This window comes from Shewanella sp. DC2-4 (assembly GCF_013248875.1).
Lineage (GTDB): Bacteria > Pseudomonadota > Gammaproteobacteria > Enterobacterales > Shewanellaceae > Shewanella > Shewanella oncorhynchi.
In genome coordinates this window covers 3,755,409-3,772,321 of sequence record NZ_JABRVR010000002.1, presented here as the reverse complement: position 1 = coordinate 3,772,321, position 16,913 = coordinate 3,755,409, and the positions used below count along the sequence as shown (strand labels likewise).

The 16,913-nt window shown below is 53.3% G+C and carries 9 protein-coding genes and 2 pseudogenes; 9 read left to right on the top strand and 2 right to left on the bottom strand.

Annotated features, from left to right (window positions below; genetic code table 11):
- Window positions 1-140: 140 nt before the first annotated feature.
- On the bottom strand, window positions 141-3,023 hold the full coding sequence (gene uvrA, locus HQQ92_RS17125; RefSeq protein WP_131524377.1) for an excinuclease ABC subunit UvrA: 2,883 nt from the start codon (window positions 3,021-3,023) through the stop codon (window positions 141-143).
- Between the two features lie 403 nt (window positions 3,024-3,426).
- On the opposite strand from uvrA, the gene HQQ92_RS17120 reads away from it, so the two are divergent.
- Together HQQ92_RS17120 and ssb are read left to right on the top strand one after the other, a co-directional pair.
- Complete coding sequence (locus HQQ92_RS17120) at window positions 3,427-4,794, top strand: MFS transporter (protein ID WP_168825599.1); 1,368 nt, start codon at window positions 3,427-3,429, stop codon at window positions 4,792-4,794.
- Window positions 4,795-4,902: 108 nt separating this feature from the next.
- Window positions 4,903-5,619 carry a single-stranded DNA-binding protein gene (gene ssb / locus HQQ92_RS17115; protein WP_173247049.1) on the top strand — a complete coding sequence of 239 codons (717 nt, stop codon included), beginning with the start codon at window positions 4,903-4,905 and terminating at the stop codon, window positions 5,617-5,619.
- A gap of 183 nt (window positions 5,620-5,802) precedes the next feature.
- Here the strand turns inward: ssb and HQQ92_RS17110 are convergent.
- Window positions 5,803-6,078 (bottom strand): annotated as a pseudogene (locus HQQ92_RS17110) (transposase); the annotation flags it as partial.
- 170 nt (window positions 6,079-6,248) lie between these two features.
- Here HQQ92_RS17110 and HQQ92_RS17105 point away from each other — a divergent pair.
- From HQQ92_RS17105 to cueR, 7 genes and pseudogenes are all read left to right on the top strand, one after another.
- Entirely contained in the window at window positions 6,249-6,497 is a 249-nt protein-coding gene (locus tag HQQ92_RS17105) for a heavy-metal-associated domain-containing protein (RefSeq protein ID WP_173247046.1), read from the top strand.
- Window positions 6,498-6,751: 254 nt separating this feature from the next.
- Window positions 6,752-6,947, top strand: a pseudogene (locus HQQ92_RS17100) (IS3 family transposase); the annotation flags it as partial.
- 688 nt (window positions 6,948-7,635) lie between these two features.
- A complete protein-coding gene (locus HQQ92_RS17095) occupies window positions 7,636-8,805 on the top strand; it encodes an efflux RND transporter periplasmic adaptor subunit (RefSeq protein WP_302051424.1) in 1,170 nt (389 codons plus the stop codon).
- Complete coding sequence (locus tag HQQ92_RS17090) at window positions 8,802-11,978, top strand: efflux RND transporter permease subunit (protein ID WP_173247044.1); 3,177 nt, start codon at window positions 8,802-8,804, stop codon at window positions 11,976-11,978. The genes HQQ92_RS17095 and HQQ92_RS17090 overlap by 4 nt, the downstream gene beginning before the upstream one ends.
- The gene (locus HQQ92_RS17085) at window positions 11,975-13,441 is read left to right on the top strand and encodes an efflux transporter outer membrane subunit (RefSeq protein ID WP_173247041.1); all 1,467 of its coding nucleotides are present in this window, start codon (window positions 11,975-11,977) and stop codon (window positions 13,439-13,441) included. The genes HQQ92_RS17090 and HQQ92_RS17085 overlap by 4 nt, the downstream gene beginning before the upstream one ends.
- Before the next feature lie 76 nt (window positions 13,442-13,517).
- A complete protein-coding gene (locus tag HQQ92_RS17080; RefSeq protein WP_173247038.1) occupies window positions 13,518-16,025 on the top strand; it encodes a heavy metal translocating P-type ATPase in 2,508 nt (835 codons plus the stop codon).
- A gap of 363 nt (window positions 16,026-16,388) precedes the next feature.
- Entirely contained in the window at window positions 16,389-16,874 is a 486-nt protein-coding gene (cueR, locus tag HQQ92_RS17075; RefSeq protein ID WP_317630086.1) for a Cu(I)-responsive transcriptional regulator, read from the top strand.
- Window positions 16,875-16,913 lie beyond the last annotated feature (39 nt).

Sequence of the window (16,913 nt, the reverse complement as noted above, 5' to 3'; positions counted from 1 at the left end):
TCTTTGCCTAAATCCGATTCTAATTCAATGAGATCTATATGTATGCGATAGCTTAAGCATATTGGATTGCTGAGCGAAAAAAAGCGCAGTGCTTAGGGCGACTGCGCTTTTATTATTCAGACCGCGGCATGAACCGAATGTTAAGCCTTAGCTTTATTGGCCTTTGCCAGCTCGATATCCCGTTTTAGCAGTGGCTTTAAGAAGCGTGCCGTGTGGGAGGTTGGATGCTCGGCGACTTCTTCCGGCGTGCCTGTGGCTAAAATCATACCGCCACCACCGCCACCTTCTGGGCCTAAGTCGATAATCCAGTCTGCGGTTTTGATCACATCCAGATTATGCTCAATCACCACAATCGTGTTGCCGTGGGATTTGAGACGATGCAACACGTCGAGCAGCAATTGAATATCGGCAAAATGCAAGCCCGTGGTCGGTTCATCCAAGATATACAAGGTTTGGCCCGTGTCACGCTTAGACAGCTCTTTGGCAAGTTTCACCCTTTGGGCTTCACCGCCCGAAAGTGTGGTCGCACTTTGGCCGAGACGCACATAGGACAAACCTACATCCATCAAGGTTTGTAGCTTACGGGCAATGGCAGGTACGGCATCGAAGAACTGACGCGCATCTTCCACTGTCATCTGCAGTACTTCGTGAATATTCTTGCCTTTATAGCGTACTTCTAAGGTTTCGCGGTTATAGCGCTTACCTTTACAGGAATCACAGGGCACATACACATCGGGTAGGAAGTGCATTTCTACCTTGATCAAGCCATCGCCTTGGCAAGCCTCACAGCGGCCACCTTTAACGTTAAAGGAGAAACGGCCGACCTGATAACCGCGAGTACGTGACTCTTGGGTTCCGGCAAAAATCTCGCGAATTGGGGTGAAGATGCCGGTATAAGTGGCCGGATTCGAGCGCGGAGTGCGACCAATTGGGCTTTGGTCGATATCGACCACTTTGTCGCACAGTTCCATCCCTTCGATACGATCATAGGGTGATGGCTCATCCACCGTCGCCCCGTTGAGCATTCTATGGGCGATTTTGAAGAAAGTATCGTTGATTAAGGTCGATTTACCCGAACCCGATACGCCCGTCACACAAGTGAAGAGGCCAATGGGAATGGTTAAATCCACATTACGCAAGTTGTTACCGCGAGCGCCAAATAGCTCAATCACTTGAGTTTTGTCGAATGGAATGCGCGGCGTATCGATATGAATGCTGCGCTTACCGGAAATATATTGGCCGGTGACCGATTCTTCACAGGCGATGATCTTCTCAATTGGACCGTCACAAATCACTTCGCCGCCGTGTACGCCAGCGCCAGGGCCGATATCGATCACGTGATCCGCCATACGAATCGCATCTTCGTCATGCTCAACCACAATCACAGTGTTGCCCAAATCCCGCAGGTGGATCAGGGTTTGCAGCAGACGTTCGTTATCCCTTTGATGCAGGCCGATTGAAGGTTCGTCGAGCACATACATCACGCCGACGAGCCCTGCACCGATTTGGCTGGCGAGTCGAATACGTTGGGCTTCACCGCCGGAGAGGGTTTCTGCTGAGCGCGATAGGCTCAAATAATTGAGACCCACGTTGACGAGGAAACCTAAACGATCGCGGATTTCCTTTAAAATCTTCTCGGCGATCTGCGCCTTTTGGCCGCTAAATTCGACTTTCTCGAAGTAGTCCAAGGCTTCTCCAATCGACCAAGTGGTGAGTTGTGGCAGGTTGATATCACCTAAAAACACGTTACGGGCTTCTTCGCGTAAGCGCGAGCCACCACAGCTTTGACAAGCTTGGGTATTGATAAACTTGGCTAATTCGTCACGTACCGAGTTGCTTTCGGTTTCGCGATAGCGCCTGTCCATGTTGTTTAGAATGCCTTCGAAGGGGTGATTACGCACCACCACATCACCGCGGTCATTAATGTATTTAAAGGCAATACTTTCTTTACCTGAGCCGTAAAGTACGATTTTGCGGACTTTTTCGCTAAGCTGCTCGTAGGGCACTTCGACATCGAACTTATAGTGTTCGGCGAGTGAGCTAAGCATTTGGAAATAGTAGAAGTTGCGTCTATCCCAGCCGCGAATCGCACCGCCCGCCAGTGAAAGCTCGGTATTGGTGATCACACGCTCAGGATCGAAAAATTGTTGTACCCCTAAACCATCACAGGTTTGGCACGCGCCGGCTGGATTGTTAAAGGAGAAGATCCTTGGCTCTAATTCCGCCATCGAATAACCGCAGTGCGGGCAGGCAAAGTTGGCCGAGAAGATCAGTTCTTCGCCTTTTGCTTTACCAGTACCCGTGTCGTCTTCCATGCTGGCAACGGTCGCGATGCCGCCGGAGAGTTCCAGCGCAGTTTCGAAGGATTCCGCTAAGCGTTGCTTGATATCGTCACGCACTTTAAAACGGTCGACGACCACTTCAATCGTGTGTTTAACGTGTAAGTCTAAGGTTGGCGGATCGGTTAAGTCACACACTTCACCGTCGATACGCGCGCGGATATAACCCTGCGCTGATAGACCTTCGAGCAATTTAACGTGTTCACCCTTACGGGCGTTGACCACAGGTGCAAGCAGCATCAAGCGGCTGTCTTGGGGCATTTCCAACACTTTATCGACCATCTGGCTGACGGTTTGTGCCGCCAAGGGTTGATTGTGTGTCGGACAACGCGGCTCACCCACGCGTGCAAACATCAAGCGCAGGTAATCATAAATTTCGGTAATCGTGCCCACGGTTGAACGTGGATTATGGGAGGTGGATTTTTGCTCTATGGATATCGCCGGGCTTAAGCCTTCGATATGGTCCACATCGGGCTTTTCCATTAAACTCAAAAATTGGCGAGCATAGGCAGATAGGGACTCGACATAACGTCGCTGGCCCTCGGCATATAAAGTATCGAAAGCGAGGGAGGATTTGCCAGATCCCGATAAGCCCGTGATGACAATCAGTTTATCCCTTGGGATAGTCAGGTTGATATTCTTGAGATTGTGGGTGCGTGCGCCGCGTATTTCAATCTTATCCATCTATCGCTCTAATGCCATATGCTTAAAAAAATGAGCACAAGTATCGCACAGTTCCGCCGCTGAGTTTAGTTGATTCTGTGATCTGCACCAATCCTAGGGCTGGCACTGGCTTTAAGTCGACCTGCTTTGCGGGATGTTGTGGATGGAATGGATTAACTAAGATTAATACTGTTGTTGCGCACTGACTCACAGGACAATTGTGAACACTATGTTAGACTCATACCCCTGTGCATGAGCGTTAAAAATAAAGATGTTAACTCAGACACAGTCAATATAGGTCCGTGATAAACGGGATAAAAGCTAAGTGTATAGTCAGTGGTTTAGGCCACTATTTCCTTTTGAGCAAATCCTTTTGGGTGTGGTAACATGCGCCCCTTAAAAGACTTCAATCCAGGGCAAAATCATGGGTAACAACGGACTTTCGGGTACTGAGAAAAAAGTCGCGTTTTCTTTAGCCAGTGTATTTGGTTTGCGTATGATGGGCTTGTTTATGATCATGCCCGTCTTTGCACTTTATGGTCAGCATCTCGAAGGCTTTTCGCCTCTGTGGGTGGGTATTGCTATCGGCGCCTATGGCCTGACTCAAGCCGTGCTGCAAATCCCCATGGGGATTTTATCTGACAAATATGGTCGTAAGCCGATTATTCTCGGTGGCTTAGTATTGTTTGCTATTGGTAGTGTTATAGCTGCTAACGCAGATACGATTTATGGCGTTGTCTTTGGTCGAGCTGTACAGGGTATGGGCGCGATTGCCGCTGCCGTGCTGGCGCTTGCCGCGGATTTAACCCGCGACGAGCAGCGCACTAAGGTGATGGCGATTATTGGCATGTGTATCGGGTTATCTTTTGCCCTGTCTTTGCTAATGGGACCTATCGTTGCGCAACATCTTGGGTTGACTGGATTGTTTTGGTTAACGGCGGTATTGGCTATTGTCGGTATGCTGTTGATCCAGTTTTTAGTGCCTAATCCCATCACTCAGGCTCCGAAGGGAGACACTCTAGCTACGCCCGCTAAGCTCAAACGTATGTTCCTCGAGCCGCAATTATTTAGGCTTAACGCTGGGATTTTTATCCTGCATTTAGTGCTCACCGCAGTATTTGTGGCACTGCCGCTGGATCTGGTGGATGCGGGTCTAGTGAAAGAAAAACATTGGATGCTGTATTTCCCCGCTTTTGTGGGCGCATTTATTTTGATGGTGCCGTTAATCATCATAGGGGTTAAGCGCAAAAATACTAAGGCGATGTTCCAAATTGCCCTCGTGATAATGATAGTGGCATTGCTGGCGATGGCCGCATTTGCGAGCAATCTTTGGGTATTGAGTTTTGCCGTGGTGCTCTTCTTTACTGGGTTTAACTATTTAGAAGCCTCACTGCCTAGTTTGATTGCCAAATTTTGCCCCGTCGGCGAAAAAGGTTCGGCCATGGGCGTGTATTCAACTAGCCAGTTTTTAGGGGCTTTTTGTGGTGGTATGCTCGGTGGCGGTGCTTTCCAGCTCGTGGGCGCAGTCGGGGTATTTGTTGTTGCCGTGATCTTAATGTCTATTTGGTTATTCCTGACATTAGGCATGCAAAATCCTGTGTTGTTAAAGAGTTACACCTTAGAAGCTGAAGTGAAAGACAAGGCGCAAGCGCGCGATATGGCAACCCAGTTATCCCAATTAATGGGCGTTGTTGAAGCCATAGTCGTGCTGGACGAGAAAGTAGCTTATCTCAAGGTAGACGAGCATTTCGATTTAAGAGAAGCACGAGCTGTGTTAGGCTCTGCTCAATAATATCTGGTCTGCCGTGTGGTATTTGGGGAAGCTGATTTTCCTCTATGGCAATAAAGATAAACAACATACTGAATTAATAGATTATTTAAAGAATCGCAGGAGATTTCAATGGCCAGTCGTGGTGTTAACAAGGTAATTTTGGTTGGCAATTTGGGACAAGATCCAGAAGTGCGTTATATGCCAAACGGTAATGCAGTCGCAAACATCACAGTAGCGACTAGCGAATCGTGGAAAGACCAACAGGGTCAACAGCAAGAGCGTACTGAATGGCACCGTGTGGTTCTGTTCGGCAAATTAGCTGAAATTACCGGTGAATACCTGCGTAAAGGTTCACAGGTTTACCTTGAAGGTAAACTGCAAACTCGTAAGTGGAAAGACCAAAGTGGTCAAGACCGTTACAGCACTGAAGTGGTTATCGACCAAAGCGGTAGCATGCAAATGCTAGGTAGCCGTGGTCAAGGTGGACAAGCACAAGGCGCGCCAATGGGCGGCGGCATGCCACAAAACGCAGGTTATCAATCTGCACCACAACAAGCCGCGCCTGCGCAAAATCAATATGCGCCAGCGCCTCAAGCTGCACCTGCTTACCAAGCGCCAGCTCAGCAACAATATGCTCCGCCAGCACCTGCCCAGCAGCAAGGTTATGGTCAGCCACAGGCTCAACAACCACAACAAGGTGGTTATGCGCCTAAGCCACAAGCCGCGCCAGCGCCAGCGCCAGCTTATCAAGCGCCTGCAGCACCGGCACAGCGTCCAGCGCCGCAACCACAGCAAAACTTCACTCCAGATTTGGATGATGGCTGGGATGACGATATTCCGTTTTAAATTGGAACGTATCGAAGTGTAAAGACGGTATCGTCTTAAATAAGCAAAGCCACGCGAGTCGTGGCTTTGTTGTTTCTTGTTTTTATGTTTTGTGCCGTGAAGCGTGGGTTAGGTCGTTCAACCCTTTACCTCGCTTGTTCGCATGATGATACGCTTGAGATAGATACTTAACCTGAGATCAGTTTAACGATCCATAACTGCAATAGCATTAAACTCCCCGTTAGTGAGGTTCAGTTGTGGCTTATTGTCTTTTAATTGATAGGCGATGAGTCCCGCAATCATATTCAGCATAAAACCATGCACGCTGCGGTGTCTGGAGAGCTCTATTTGAGAGATATTTTTTAACTGGTCGTTGATGGTTTCTATGATGAAAAGTCTCGACAGCATCGCTCTATCCCACAACAACATCGCCTTCTCTTTCATATTCTTACGCACGTTTTCCACCAGTGTGACCGCCTTTTTCCAGCAAGTACTGAGTAGCTATCAGATTGCAGCACTGGCGACCCCTGCTCACATTGTGCCATTTGGGCACAACTGGTACTGGGTAACATCACAGAAAATAAGCCTTGACCTTCTCCCTGTAGCAAGGTGCAGAATTTTAGCTGCCCACCTAGCAAAGGAGATTTACGATGTTAACGTTAAAAATTACCGATATGACCTGCAACCACTGCTTTGGCTTGATCAATCGTGCAATAAAGGAACTGGACGCCGATGCAGTCGTAACAGCAGATCTCTCCAGCCGTAGTATCAATGTACAAAGCAGCCAATCGCAAGACGAAATACTCGACGCTCTGGAGGAAATTGGATATCCGGCCAAACCTGAGTCAACCTGTTGCAGTGTAGATAGAAGCAGCAAGTCGCAAAATACCGCCAATTGACAGTGCACCTTAGTGGAGGCTTGAGCTGTGTGCAGTGAAAGTTGCATGTACGGTTCTTAGGAGAGCAGCACCTAGTAACAGAGGTGCTGCTTATCCGCCCATAACGAGTTATAAATGGATATAATTTAAGGACAGAGTAATTGAATTTTTTCCAAAAATGTAATATCACCGCCAATATAATAGTCAGACTCTCTATACCACTGCACCTGCTCCGGTCTAATTTTATTTCAGCACTTAATTTTGAGGCAGTATGGGTAGGTGTGTGTTGGGATAATGCCTTCGTTTAGCGTTTCTTTGGTAGCTTTACACTATTGGATTTTTAACATTGCTCAACCAACAAGGGAGTTTTTTAAGCTAGATGTGACTGTTTAAATGAAATATTAGAACTTGGAGTGACGTCATTCTGCTAATGGTGATCTGTCACCTGTAGAGTTCAAAAATTCTCAATGAAAATTGTCTAATATGGGTTGAACAGTACACTGAACGCTCACAGACAGAAGTAAATCTAATGCAATTAAGGCAATGGCACTCATGCGCTAGCCCTGATCAAACACCTGAGTAATCACCACGAATTTAATCATAGTATCAGCTCTTCTTTATTTTGATTACTGCTCAGTCTGACACTTAAGGCCAGAACATCATTTCCTTATTTCAGCCTGTATCTGCTTAGTTCTAAGCTCTAAGTTTGCGAGCTTACATTCCTCATACCCAAGTAGTCGAACGGTAAAACTCGCCAGTGTTTAATGCTGTTTGCTTGGAACTGCAATCAGGCCATTTCTGCTGTCAGCCCTAACATGAATGCAACCAGTAGGCTAAAGCTGCCAGCAGTAATAACACTTCCAATCGCTCTCATTTGTAAGTGCAGTGGTCGTAGCAGCCAAGGCCGTATGTCTGGCTTTTTTGTCGAGGAAGTTTTCTTCTATGTGCATGCCTTAACACTTGGCGATTTTCGTCGCTGATAATGACTTTGAGCATGATTTTTCGTCATCAGAGTTAGACTTCGCTGCGTCTCGCAAGGCCCCCCTTACTAATCAAAAAAAAACACTTGACCTTCTAAGCGTAGTAAGCCGGATAAATACAGTAGGAGCTACCTCGGCTCAGCAAAACTAACTGTCGACTGCTATCGAGAAAGGAAAAAATGATGAAGGTCAAACGCATAACCATAACCACTGTGGCGCTAAGCGTTGCACTCGCTATCGCAGGATGCAAGGAGGCGATGCCCTCTGTCAGTCCCGCAAAGCCACCAAGCGTTCCGGTGGCCGAAGTGATCGTTCGTCCGGTGACGCCATTTGTCGAACTCACAGGTTCGCTGACCGCGGTCAAGCGGGTTGAGCTGCGCCCGAGGGTTGCTGGCTATATTCAGAACGTAAGCCTGCCCGAGGGACGCTTCGTCGAAAAGGGCAGCGAGCTCTTTCTCATTGATCCTCGGGTGTTCCAAGCCGCGCTGAACGCCGCGACGGCGCACCTGCGCCAGGCTGAAGCGGCATCGATACTTGCCCAAACGGAATATGCACGAGCCGAACAGCTATTTGCCCAAAAGATCGTTGCTCGTGATCGCTTCGACATCGCAACCGCCTCTATGAATGCAAGCAAAGCACAGGTCGACGCCGCAAAGGCAGCGGTGGATGCCGCACAATTGGATCTGAGTTTCGCACGTGTCACGGCGCCGATCAGTGGACGTGTCGGCCAAGCCCTCGTTACAGAAGGCAACTACGTCTTCAGCGGCGAGACGCCACTCACGACTATTGTTTCTATCGATCCCATCCACGTCTATTTCGATGTAGACGAACGCACTTATTTGCGATCGCTCGCCGCAGGCCGAGACCACACTACCACGCATGGTCCACAGGCGGAAAAGGTCATGGTGGCACTGCTCACCGACAAGACGTATTCGAGGCCAGGCCGTGTCGACTTCCTCTCCAACACCAGCGATCGTGGGACGGGAACAGTGCGTATCCGCGCCGTTGTCAACAACCCCGATGGGCATTTGACGCCCGGTCTTTTTGCCAAGGTCAAACTAGAAACCGGGGCGCCGCAAGCTAGGGTTCTGGTTTCCGATCATTCGATTGGTACCGATCAAGGTAGCCACTATGTGCTCGTTGTCGGCAAAGACGACAAGACGGAATACCGGCCCGTCGAGCTGGGTCCGGTGGTCGAGGGGTTGCGCGTGATCGAACAAGGTCTACAGCCCGGCGAGCACATTGTCGTCAAGGGGCTGGTAGGCCCGGGCATGCAGGTCACGCCACAGTCCGCTGCGATTGACGGTACACTTATTGCGGTGTCACAAACCTCGGGAGCCGTACAATGACATTCCCACGTTTTTTCATTGATCGCCCGATTGTTGCCATCGTCCTTTCAATTTTGATGGTGCTCGCTGGCATCGTTGCTTTCTTCCAATTGCCGCTCAGCGAGTATCCGACCGTGACGCCGCCGACGGTTCAGGTGACCGCTTCCTACCCGGGCGCCAATCCCAAGGTGATTGCTGAAACGGTAGCCGCGCCACTCGAGCAGGCGATCACCGGGGTCGAGGGCATGCTATACATGTCGTCACAATCAGCCACTGACGGCCGAATGATCCTGACCGTCACGTTTGCGCAAGGGACGAATGCCGATATGGCACAGATCCAGGTGCAAAACCGAGTCTCCCGAGCGCTGCCGCGTTTGCCGGAGGAGGTGCAGCGCCAAGGCGTCGTCACGCAGAAGACTTCGCCGGACATCCTGATGGTGGTTCACCTGTTATCGCCAGACAAACGCTACGACCCTCTCTATATTTCGAACTACGCTTACCTCCAGGTGCGCGATGATCTGTCCCGTATCCCGGGAATCAGCGACGTTCTGGTTTGGGGAGCTGGTGAATATAGTATGCGGCTCTGGCTCGATCCGAGCCTAATCGCCGCACGAGGGCTGACAGCGGGGGATGTGATTGCCGCTGTGCGCGAGCAGAACGTACAGGTGGCGGCTGGCTCCGTCGGTCAGGCTCCCAATTCCAGTGCCGCGTTCCAAGTGACAGTGAACACGCTCGGGCGGTTAACCGATGAGGAGCAGTTCGGCGACATCATCATTCGTACGGGCGGCGACGGCCAGGTGACGCGCTTGCGCGATGTTGCCCGCATTGAGATGGGGGCCGATACCTACGCATTGCGCAGCCTGCTTGACGGTGAACCTGCCGTCGCGCTGCAAATCATCCAGAGTCCGGGCGCCAACGCACTCGACGTTGCGCAGGCGGTGCGTACAACCATGCAGCGGCTTGAAGGCAACTTTCCGGAAGGACTCAGCTCGCGCATCGCGTATGACCCGACGGTCTTTGTCCGTGCCTCGCTGGAGTCGGTGGTAACCACCTTGTTGGAGGCGATTCTTCTTGTCGTTATCGTGGTGGTGCTGTTCCTGCGCAACTGGCGTGCTTCGCTCATACCCCTTATAGCGGTGCCGGTGTCGCTGATCGGCACCTTTGCCGTCATGCATCTGATGGGCTTCTCACTGAACACGTTGTCGTTGTTTGGCCTGGTGCTTTCAATCGGGATCGTCGTCGATGACGCGATCGTAGTGGTCGAGAATGTCGAACGTCACATCGAAAATGGTGAGGAACCCATTCAGGCCGCACGGCTTGCCATGGACGAAGTCACCGGTCCTATTATCACGATCACCTCGGTCCTCGCCGCCGTTTTCATTCCGACCGCTTTTCTAAGCGGCTTGCAGGGTGAGTTCTATCGACAGTTTGCGCTCACGATTGCGATTTCAACCATTCTGTCAGCAGTTAATTCACTCACGCTCAGCCCTGCACTCGCAGGACTCTTGTTGCGCCCGCGCCAGGCGGCAATAGTGCGAGTTCCGCGCAGTTTGCGTGGCCGCGCCGAACAGTTGTTTCGGACACTAGGCCAGCCGTTCCAGCATGCACCTGACGCTTATGGCAACACGGTGCGCAAAGTGGTGCGGATTAGCGGCGTGGCGCTTCTGGTTTACGCCGGACTCCTTGCATTGACCTTCTTCGGATTCAAGGCCGTCCCGCCCGGCTTCGTGCCCATGCAGGACAAATATTATCTTGTCGCAATCGCCCAGCTGCCAAACGCCTCGTCACTGGACCGCACCGACGCAGTCGTCAAACAGATGTCGAAGATCGCGCTGACCGAATCAGGTGTCGAAAGCGTCGTTGCGTTTCCCGGCCTTTCTATCAATGGTTTCGTCAACGTGCCAAATGCCGCGGTCATATTCATCATGCTCGACCCGTTTAAAGATCGCACGACACCCGATCTCAGCGCGATGGCGATTGCGGGGCGCTTGCAAGCCCAATTTGCCAGCATCCCCGATGGTTTCCTCGGCGTGTTCCCGCCACCACCGGTGCCTGGCCTTGGCGCGACGGGCGGATTTAAGATGCAGGTCGAGGACCGCAGCGGTGCCGGGCTCGCAGCTCTGGTGCAGCAGACCCAGATCCTGATGACAAAAGCTACCGAGTCAGGTGAGGTGGCTGGGCTTATGACCAGTCTTGACATCAATGCGCCGCAGTTAGATGTCACCATCGATCGCACTCAGGTCATGAGCCAGGGGGTTCGTCTGGCGGATGTGTTTGAGTCGCTTCAGGTCTATCTCGGCTCTCTATATATCAACGACTTCAACCGCTTCGGTCGAACTTATAAGGTGACGGCCCAAGCCGATGCAGACCACCGCATGCAAGCCGAATCTATCGGCCGCCTGCAGGTGCGCAACGCGGCCGGAGATATGCTGCCGTTGTCCTCCTTTGTCACTGTGACGCCAAGTGCCGGCCCAGACCGCGTGATGCACTACAACGGTTACCCTACGGCCGACATCTCGGGCGGTGCGATGGCTGGCGTCAGCTCGGGGCAGGCTGTTGCGGTCATGGAACGATTAGCCAAGGAGGTTTTGCCTGAAGGCATGAGCTTCGAATGGACTGATCTTACCTACCAGCAAAAACTGGCTGGCGATTCTGCGCTGTTCATTTTCCCATTGTGCGTGCTGCTCGCTTATCTCATCCTCGCCGCGCAATACAACAGCTGGCTGCTGCCTCTGGCGGTTCTGCTGATCGTGCCGATGTGTCTTTTGAGCGCGATTACCGGTGTCTGGCTGGCTGGGGGTGACAACAACGTCTTTGTTCAGATTGGGCTTATCGTGCTCGTCGGTTTGGCGGCCAAAAACGCAATTTTGATCGTCGAGTTTGCACGCAGCCTCGAAGCTGCAGGAACAAGTGCGCTGGAGGCGGTCGTTGAGGCTTGTCGATTGCGGTTGCGGCCTATCGTGATGACCTCATTGGCATTTATTGCTGGCGTCGTACCGTTGATATTGGCAAGCGGTGCTGGGGCCGAAATGCGCCAGGCTATGGGGATTGCGGTCTTCGCAGGTATGCTCGGCGTGACATTGTTCGGATTATTCCTGACGCCGGTTTTTTATGTAGTGATACGTGGCTTGGAGGCTCGCTTCGAGCGGCACAGTTCAAGTGCTAAGCCGCACATTGAGGAGAGCATGTCATGAGAAGCCCCTACCAAGCAGTTCTGTTACCCCTGAGTGCGCTCATCTTGACTGGATGCGCGGCGGTGGGCCCAAACTACTCACTACCTTCATCGCAGTTTCCGACCAATTTCAGTGAGCCTCCCGCCGGTCTTGGAACAGGGACCGTTGAGGTGAAGTGGTGGGGCACCTTCGACGATCCAGCTCTGAACATCATGATCCAGCAGGCGCTCGCGGCGAACCATGACATAGGTATCGCTGTCGTTCGGCTCGAAGAGGCAAAGGCCATGTTGGGTGAGAGCCGTCAGGGCTTCCTGCCGAGCGGTGGCGCTGAGCTTGGTTATGAGAACCGTCGCCGGAGTGAGGTCGAGACGCCCCATAGTCAGTCGCGTCAGATAGAAACCTATCGCGGCGCGGTAGACGCTTCCTGGGAAATCGATCTTTTTGGCCGTGTGCGGCGATCGGTGGAGGCCGCTCAGGCGCAAGCAGGTTCCCGCGAGGCTCTGCTGCGTGGTGTGCAGGCGGGGGTCGCTGCTGCGGTGGCTGCCACTTGGTTCGAGCTACGCGGTATCGGGGCCGAACTAGCTGTAGCCGCCGACATCAGCCAAAGCCAGCGCGAAAGCCTGAGCCTGGTCGAACGTCTCGTGCACGCCGGTTCTGCCAGCGAATTCGACCAGCTCCGTGCCGAGGCCTTGTTGCACCATGTCGAGGTGGCCGTGCCCGAATTGGAGCGCCGCCGTGCGGCCTCCAGCAATGCACTGGCCATCCTTCTTGGCGAAACGCCCCTGACGTTTAGACCACCCGCTGTAACGCCTGTGCGTGAAGCGCTTGCTGTTCGAATAATCGCCGTGGGCGATCCTGCTGCACTCCTTTCACGGCGTGCTGATATTGCGGCGGCTGAACGGACTCTCGCTGCGGCGACCGCTCGGATTGGGGTCGAGACGGCTGGTTTCTACCCCGAGATCCAAGTGCATGGTTCAATCGGGCTTGTTGCTGGAAGTCTCGATGAAGTAAATGGCTCTGGAGTGCTGTCCAGCTTCCTCGGCCCGGTCATTCGCTGGTCTCTTTTCGATACTGGGCGCGTGCGTGCCCGCATCGCCGCCAGCGAGGCACGTACCCAAGAGGCGTTGATCGTCTACGACCAGACCGTGTTGCGCGCACTGCAGGAAACCGAGGATGCCTTCAAAGCCTATGGCGCCGCGGGTAGCACGCTTGAGCTGCGTCTGCTTGAGTCAGCCGCAAATCGCGAGGCGGCTCGTCTTGCCCGTGTGCGGTTCTCAGCAGGTGAAGGCATCTACCTTGATGTGCTCGAAGCCGAACGGTCCGACTTTGCAAGCCGGCGTGCGCTGGCAATCGCTCGCACCCACCAACAGCTTGCCGTTGTCAGCATCTACAAGGCGCTGGGTGGCGGCTGGGAGATCTGCGCGCAGGCGGCTCAGGACTGCAGTGGCGCCGACGGCATTTCGAACGGACGCGTCGTGAAATAAATCACACATAGGACTTGACCTTCCCATGGTTGGAAGCATTAAGCTTTTTTTAACTCAACATTTAAGGAGTAGTTCAATGGCTTCTGTTTCCTTGCCACAAAACGCCAATCAATCCGTGTCCGCAGGCACTCGTCTGAGCCTGCCTGTCGAAGGCATGACGTGTGCATCATGTGTCGGCCGTGTCGAGCGAGCGTTGAAAGCGGTCCCCGGAGTGCAGACGGCCGTGGTCAATCTCGCCACCGAACGCGCCGACATGACTTTCACCGGCGTAGCCAATCCGCAGGCGGCTGTCCACGCCATTCAGAGCGCTGGCTACACCATTCGCGAAGAGACCATCGAGTTGGCGATCGAGGACATGACCTGTGCATCGTGTGTGGGCCGGGTAGAGAAAGCGCTCGTAAAAATTCCGGGCGTGCTCGAAGCCACTGTAAATCTGGCGACCGAGCGCGCGAGGGTGCGCCATTTTGCAGGGAGCGTCTCCACGGCAGATCTTGAAGCCGCTGTCGAACAGGCGGGTTACAAGTCCCGTCGCTTGTCCGCCGAAACGGCGAATGCTAGCGATCAGGACACTGAGCGTCGTGAGAGCGAGGCGCGGGCACTGCGACGTTCTTTCATCACTGCAGCCATCCTCACCTTGCCCGTATTCATCCTTGAGATGGGCTCTCACCTTATTCCCGCCATGCATCATTGGGTGATGGGGGTTCTGGGGCAACAGACCAACTGGTATGTGCAGTTCGTGCTCGCCACCCTGGTCCTGTTCGGTCCTGGTCTGCGCTTCTTCCTAAAAGGGGTACCGGCGTTGCTGCGCGGTGCTCCTGACATGAACTCACTGGTCTCGGTCGGCACCGCGGCGGCTTATGGCTATTCGATCGTCGCAACCTTTGCCCCTGAAGCGCTGCCGCAAGGCACTGCCAACGTCTATTTTGAAGCTGCTGCGGTCATCGTTACCTTGATCCTGCTCGGACGCATGCTGGAGGCGCGCGCCAAGGGGCGAACCTCGCAAGCGATCAAGCGGCTCGTCGGACTTCAGGCTAAGACCGCACGCGTCCAGCGCAACGGCGAAACGTTCGAAATACCGCTCGATCAGGTGATGACTGGTGACATAGTGCTCGTTCGTCCGGGCGAGAAGATTCCGGTCGACGGCGAAGTCGTCGAAGGTGCCTCTTATGTTGACGAGAGCATGATCACCGGTGAGCCGGTGCCCGTATCTAAAGGGGTGGGAACCGAAGTTGTCGGTGGCACTATCAACAAGACGGGCGCTTTCAGTTTTTGCGTCACCAAGGTCGGCACGAATACTGTTCTCGCGCAGATCATTCGTCTGGTCGAGCAAGCGCAGGGGTCAAAGCTGCCGATCCAGGCGCTGGTCGACAAAGTGACCATGTGGTTCGTCCCAGCGGTGATGGCAGCTGCCACGCTGACCTTCCTCGTCTGGCTAATCTTCGGCCCGTCCCCAGCGCTGACCTTTGCGCTAGTTAATGCGGTCGCGGTTCTTATTATCGCTTGTCCGTGCGCTATGGGACTGGCCACGCCGACCTCAATCATGGTTGGCACCGGCCGTGCGGCCGAGCTCGGCGTACTCTTTCGTAAGGGCGAAGCTTTGCAGGCGTTGCGCGATGTGAGCGTTATCGCGCTCGACAAAACCGGCACGCTGACCAAAGGACGCCCCGAGCTGACCGATCTCGTGCCTGCCGAAGGATTTGAATACAACGAAGTTCTTGCTCTTGTTGCGGCCGTCGAGACCCGCTCCGAGCACCCGATTGCCGAATCGATCGTCACAGCCGCAAAGCAGTTGAACCTCACCTTTGCACCTATCGAGAGCTTCGACGCAACACCGGGCTTCGGCGTGTCGGCCAAGGTCGCAGGTCGTACCGTCGCCGTCGGTGCGGATCGGTTTATGACGCAGCTCGGTCTGGATGTGTCGAGCTTGCAGTCCACCGCCCTGCGTCTTGGCGAGCAAGGCAAGAGCCCACTTTATGCCGCGATCGACGGCCGCTTGGCAGCGGTGATTGCAGTCGCAGATCCAATCAAAGATACAACGCCTGAAGCAATCAAGGCGCTGCACGCGCTCGGACTGAAAGTAGCGATGATCACTGGCGACAATGCGGCGACCGCTGCGGCGATTGCCGAGCAGCTTGGCATCGATGAAGTCTTAGCCGAGGTTCTCCCCGATGGTAAAGTCGAGGCGCTGAAGAAGTTCCGGAACAATGGCGCGCGAGTCGCCTTCGTGGGAGACGGTATCAACGACGCGCCAGCACTCGCCGAAGCTGATGTTGGGCTCGCCATCGGCACGGGAACCGATGTAGCGATAGAAGCTGCTGACGTGGTGCTAATGTCGGGCGACTTGCGTGGCGTGACGAATGCGATCGCGCTTAGTCAGGCCACGATCCGTAACATTAAGCAGAACCTTTTCTGGGCCTTCGCCTACAACGCCGTGTTGATACCGGTTGCGGCGGGTGCGCTCTACCCGTTGAATGGCACCTTGCTTTCGCCAATTTTCGCAGCGGCCGCAATGGCACTTTCCAGTATATTTGTGCTCGGCAACGCGCTCCGACTCAAGCGTTTCAGGGCTCCGATGATGGTTTAAACCCACACCAAGTCATTGGCTTTTGGGGTGGTAGCGCAAAAGTCACGCTTGGTAGACGAATATTGTTGAAGGAGTAACACAACATGTTTTCACCAAATACGCCCTTGGATCACCTCAAGGACGATTATAGCGACGCCCGAGAACATCTCTTTGCCACTCAAGAGTCGTCACACCTGAGGTGTGGCGGGACTATATGCATTTGATCACCACATTAGCTCTGAGCAATCTTCAGATGGAATATAGACAACATGAATGCGATCTGAATACCTGTATGCCGACGTGTTCTTTACGCCCAGAGAAATATCTGTGCGTAGGTAAACCTCAGTTTTTGAGCGTATTTGATTAATTTACTAGAAGGAGAGAATGATGAATATTGGTCAAGCAGCCAAGTTGTCCGGCATCTCGGCGAAGATGATTCGCTACTACGAACAGATTGGCTTGATACCCAAAGCGAATCGTTCTGATGCTGGCTACCGAAATTACAGCTCGGCAGACGCGCAAAGCTTTCGCTTCATCCGTCGCGCACGCGACCTTGGCTTTTCTGTCGAACAAATCTCGGAACTCCTGGTCTTGTGGTGCAACCGAGATCGCGCGAGCGCCGACGTTAAGGCGTTGGCGCTCTCCCATGCCGACGGACTGAAGGCGAAGATCGTTGAACTACAAGCTATGGTGCAAACGCTCGAGCAGCTAGCCGAAAATTGCCATGGCGATGGCCGCCCGGATTGCCCGATCCTTGCGGATTTGGCTGAGCCAACCGCCGCAGCGAAAGAACGTTCACAAGTTCCACATAGAACACCTCGATTTGGGAGTGACACACCCGCCTCGTCACGCCATCGTCCGCCACGGTGACTAACTCGTGAGCTTCTTCGATGGCGGCGTTTTCCAAGT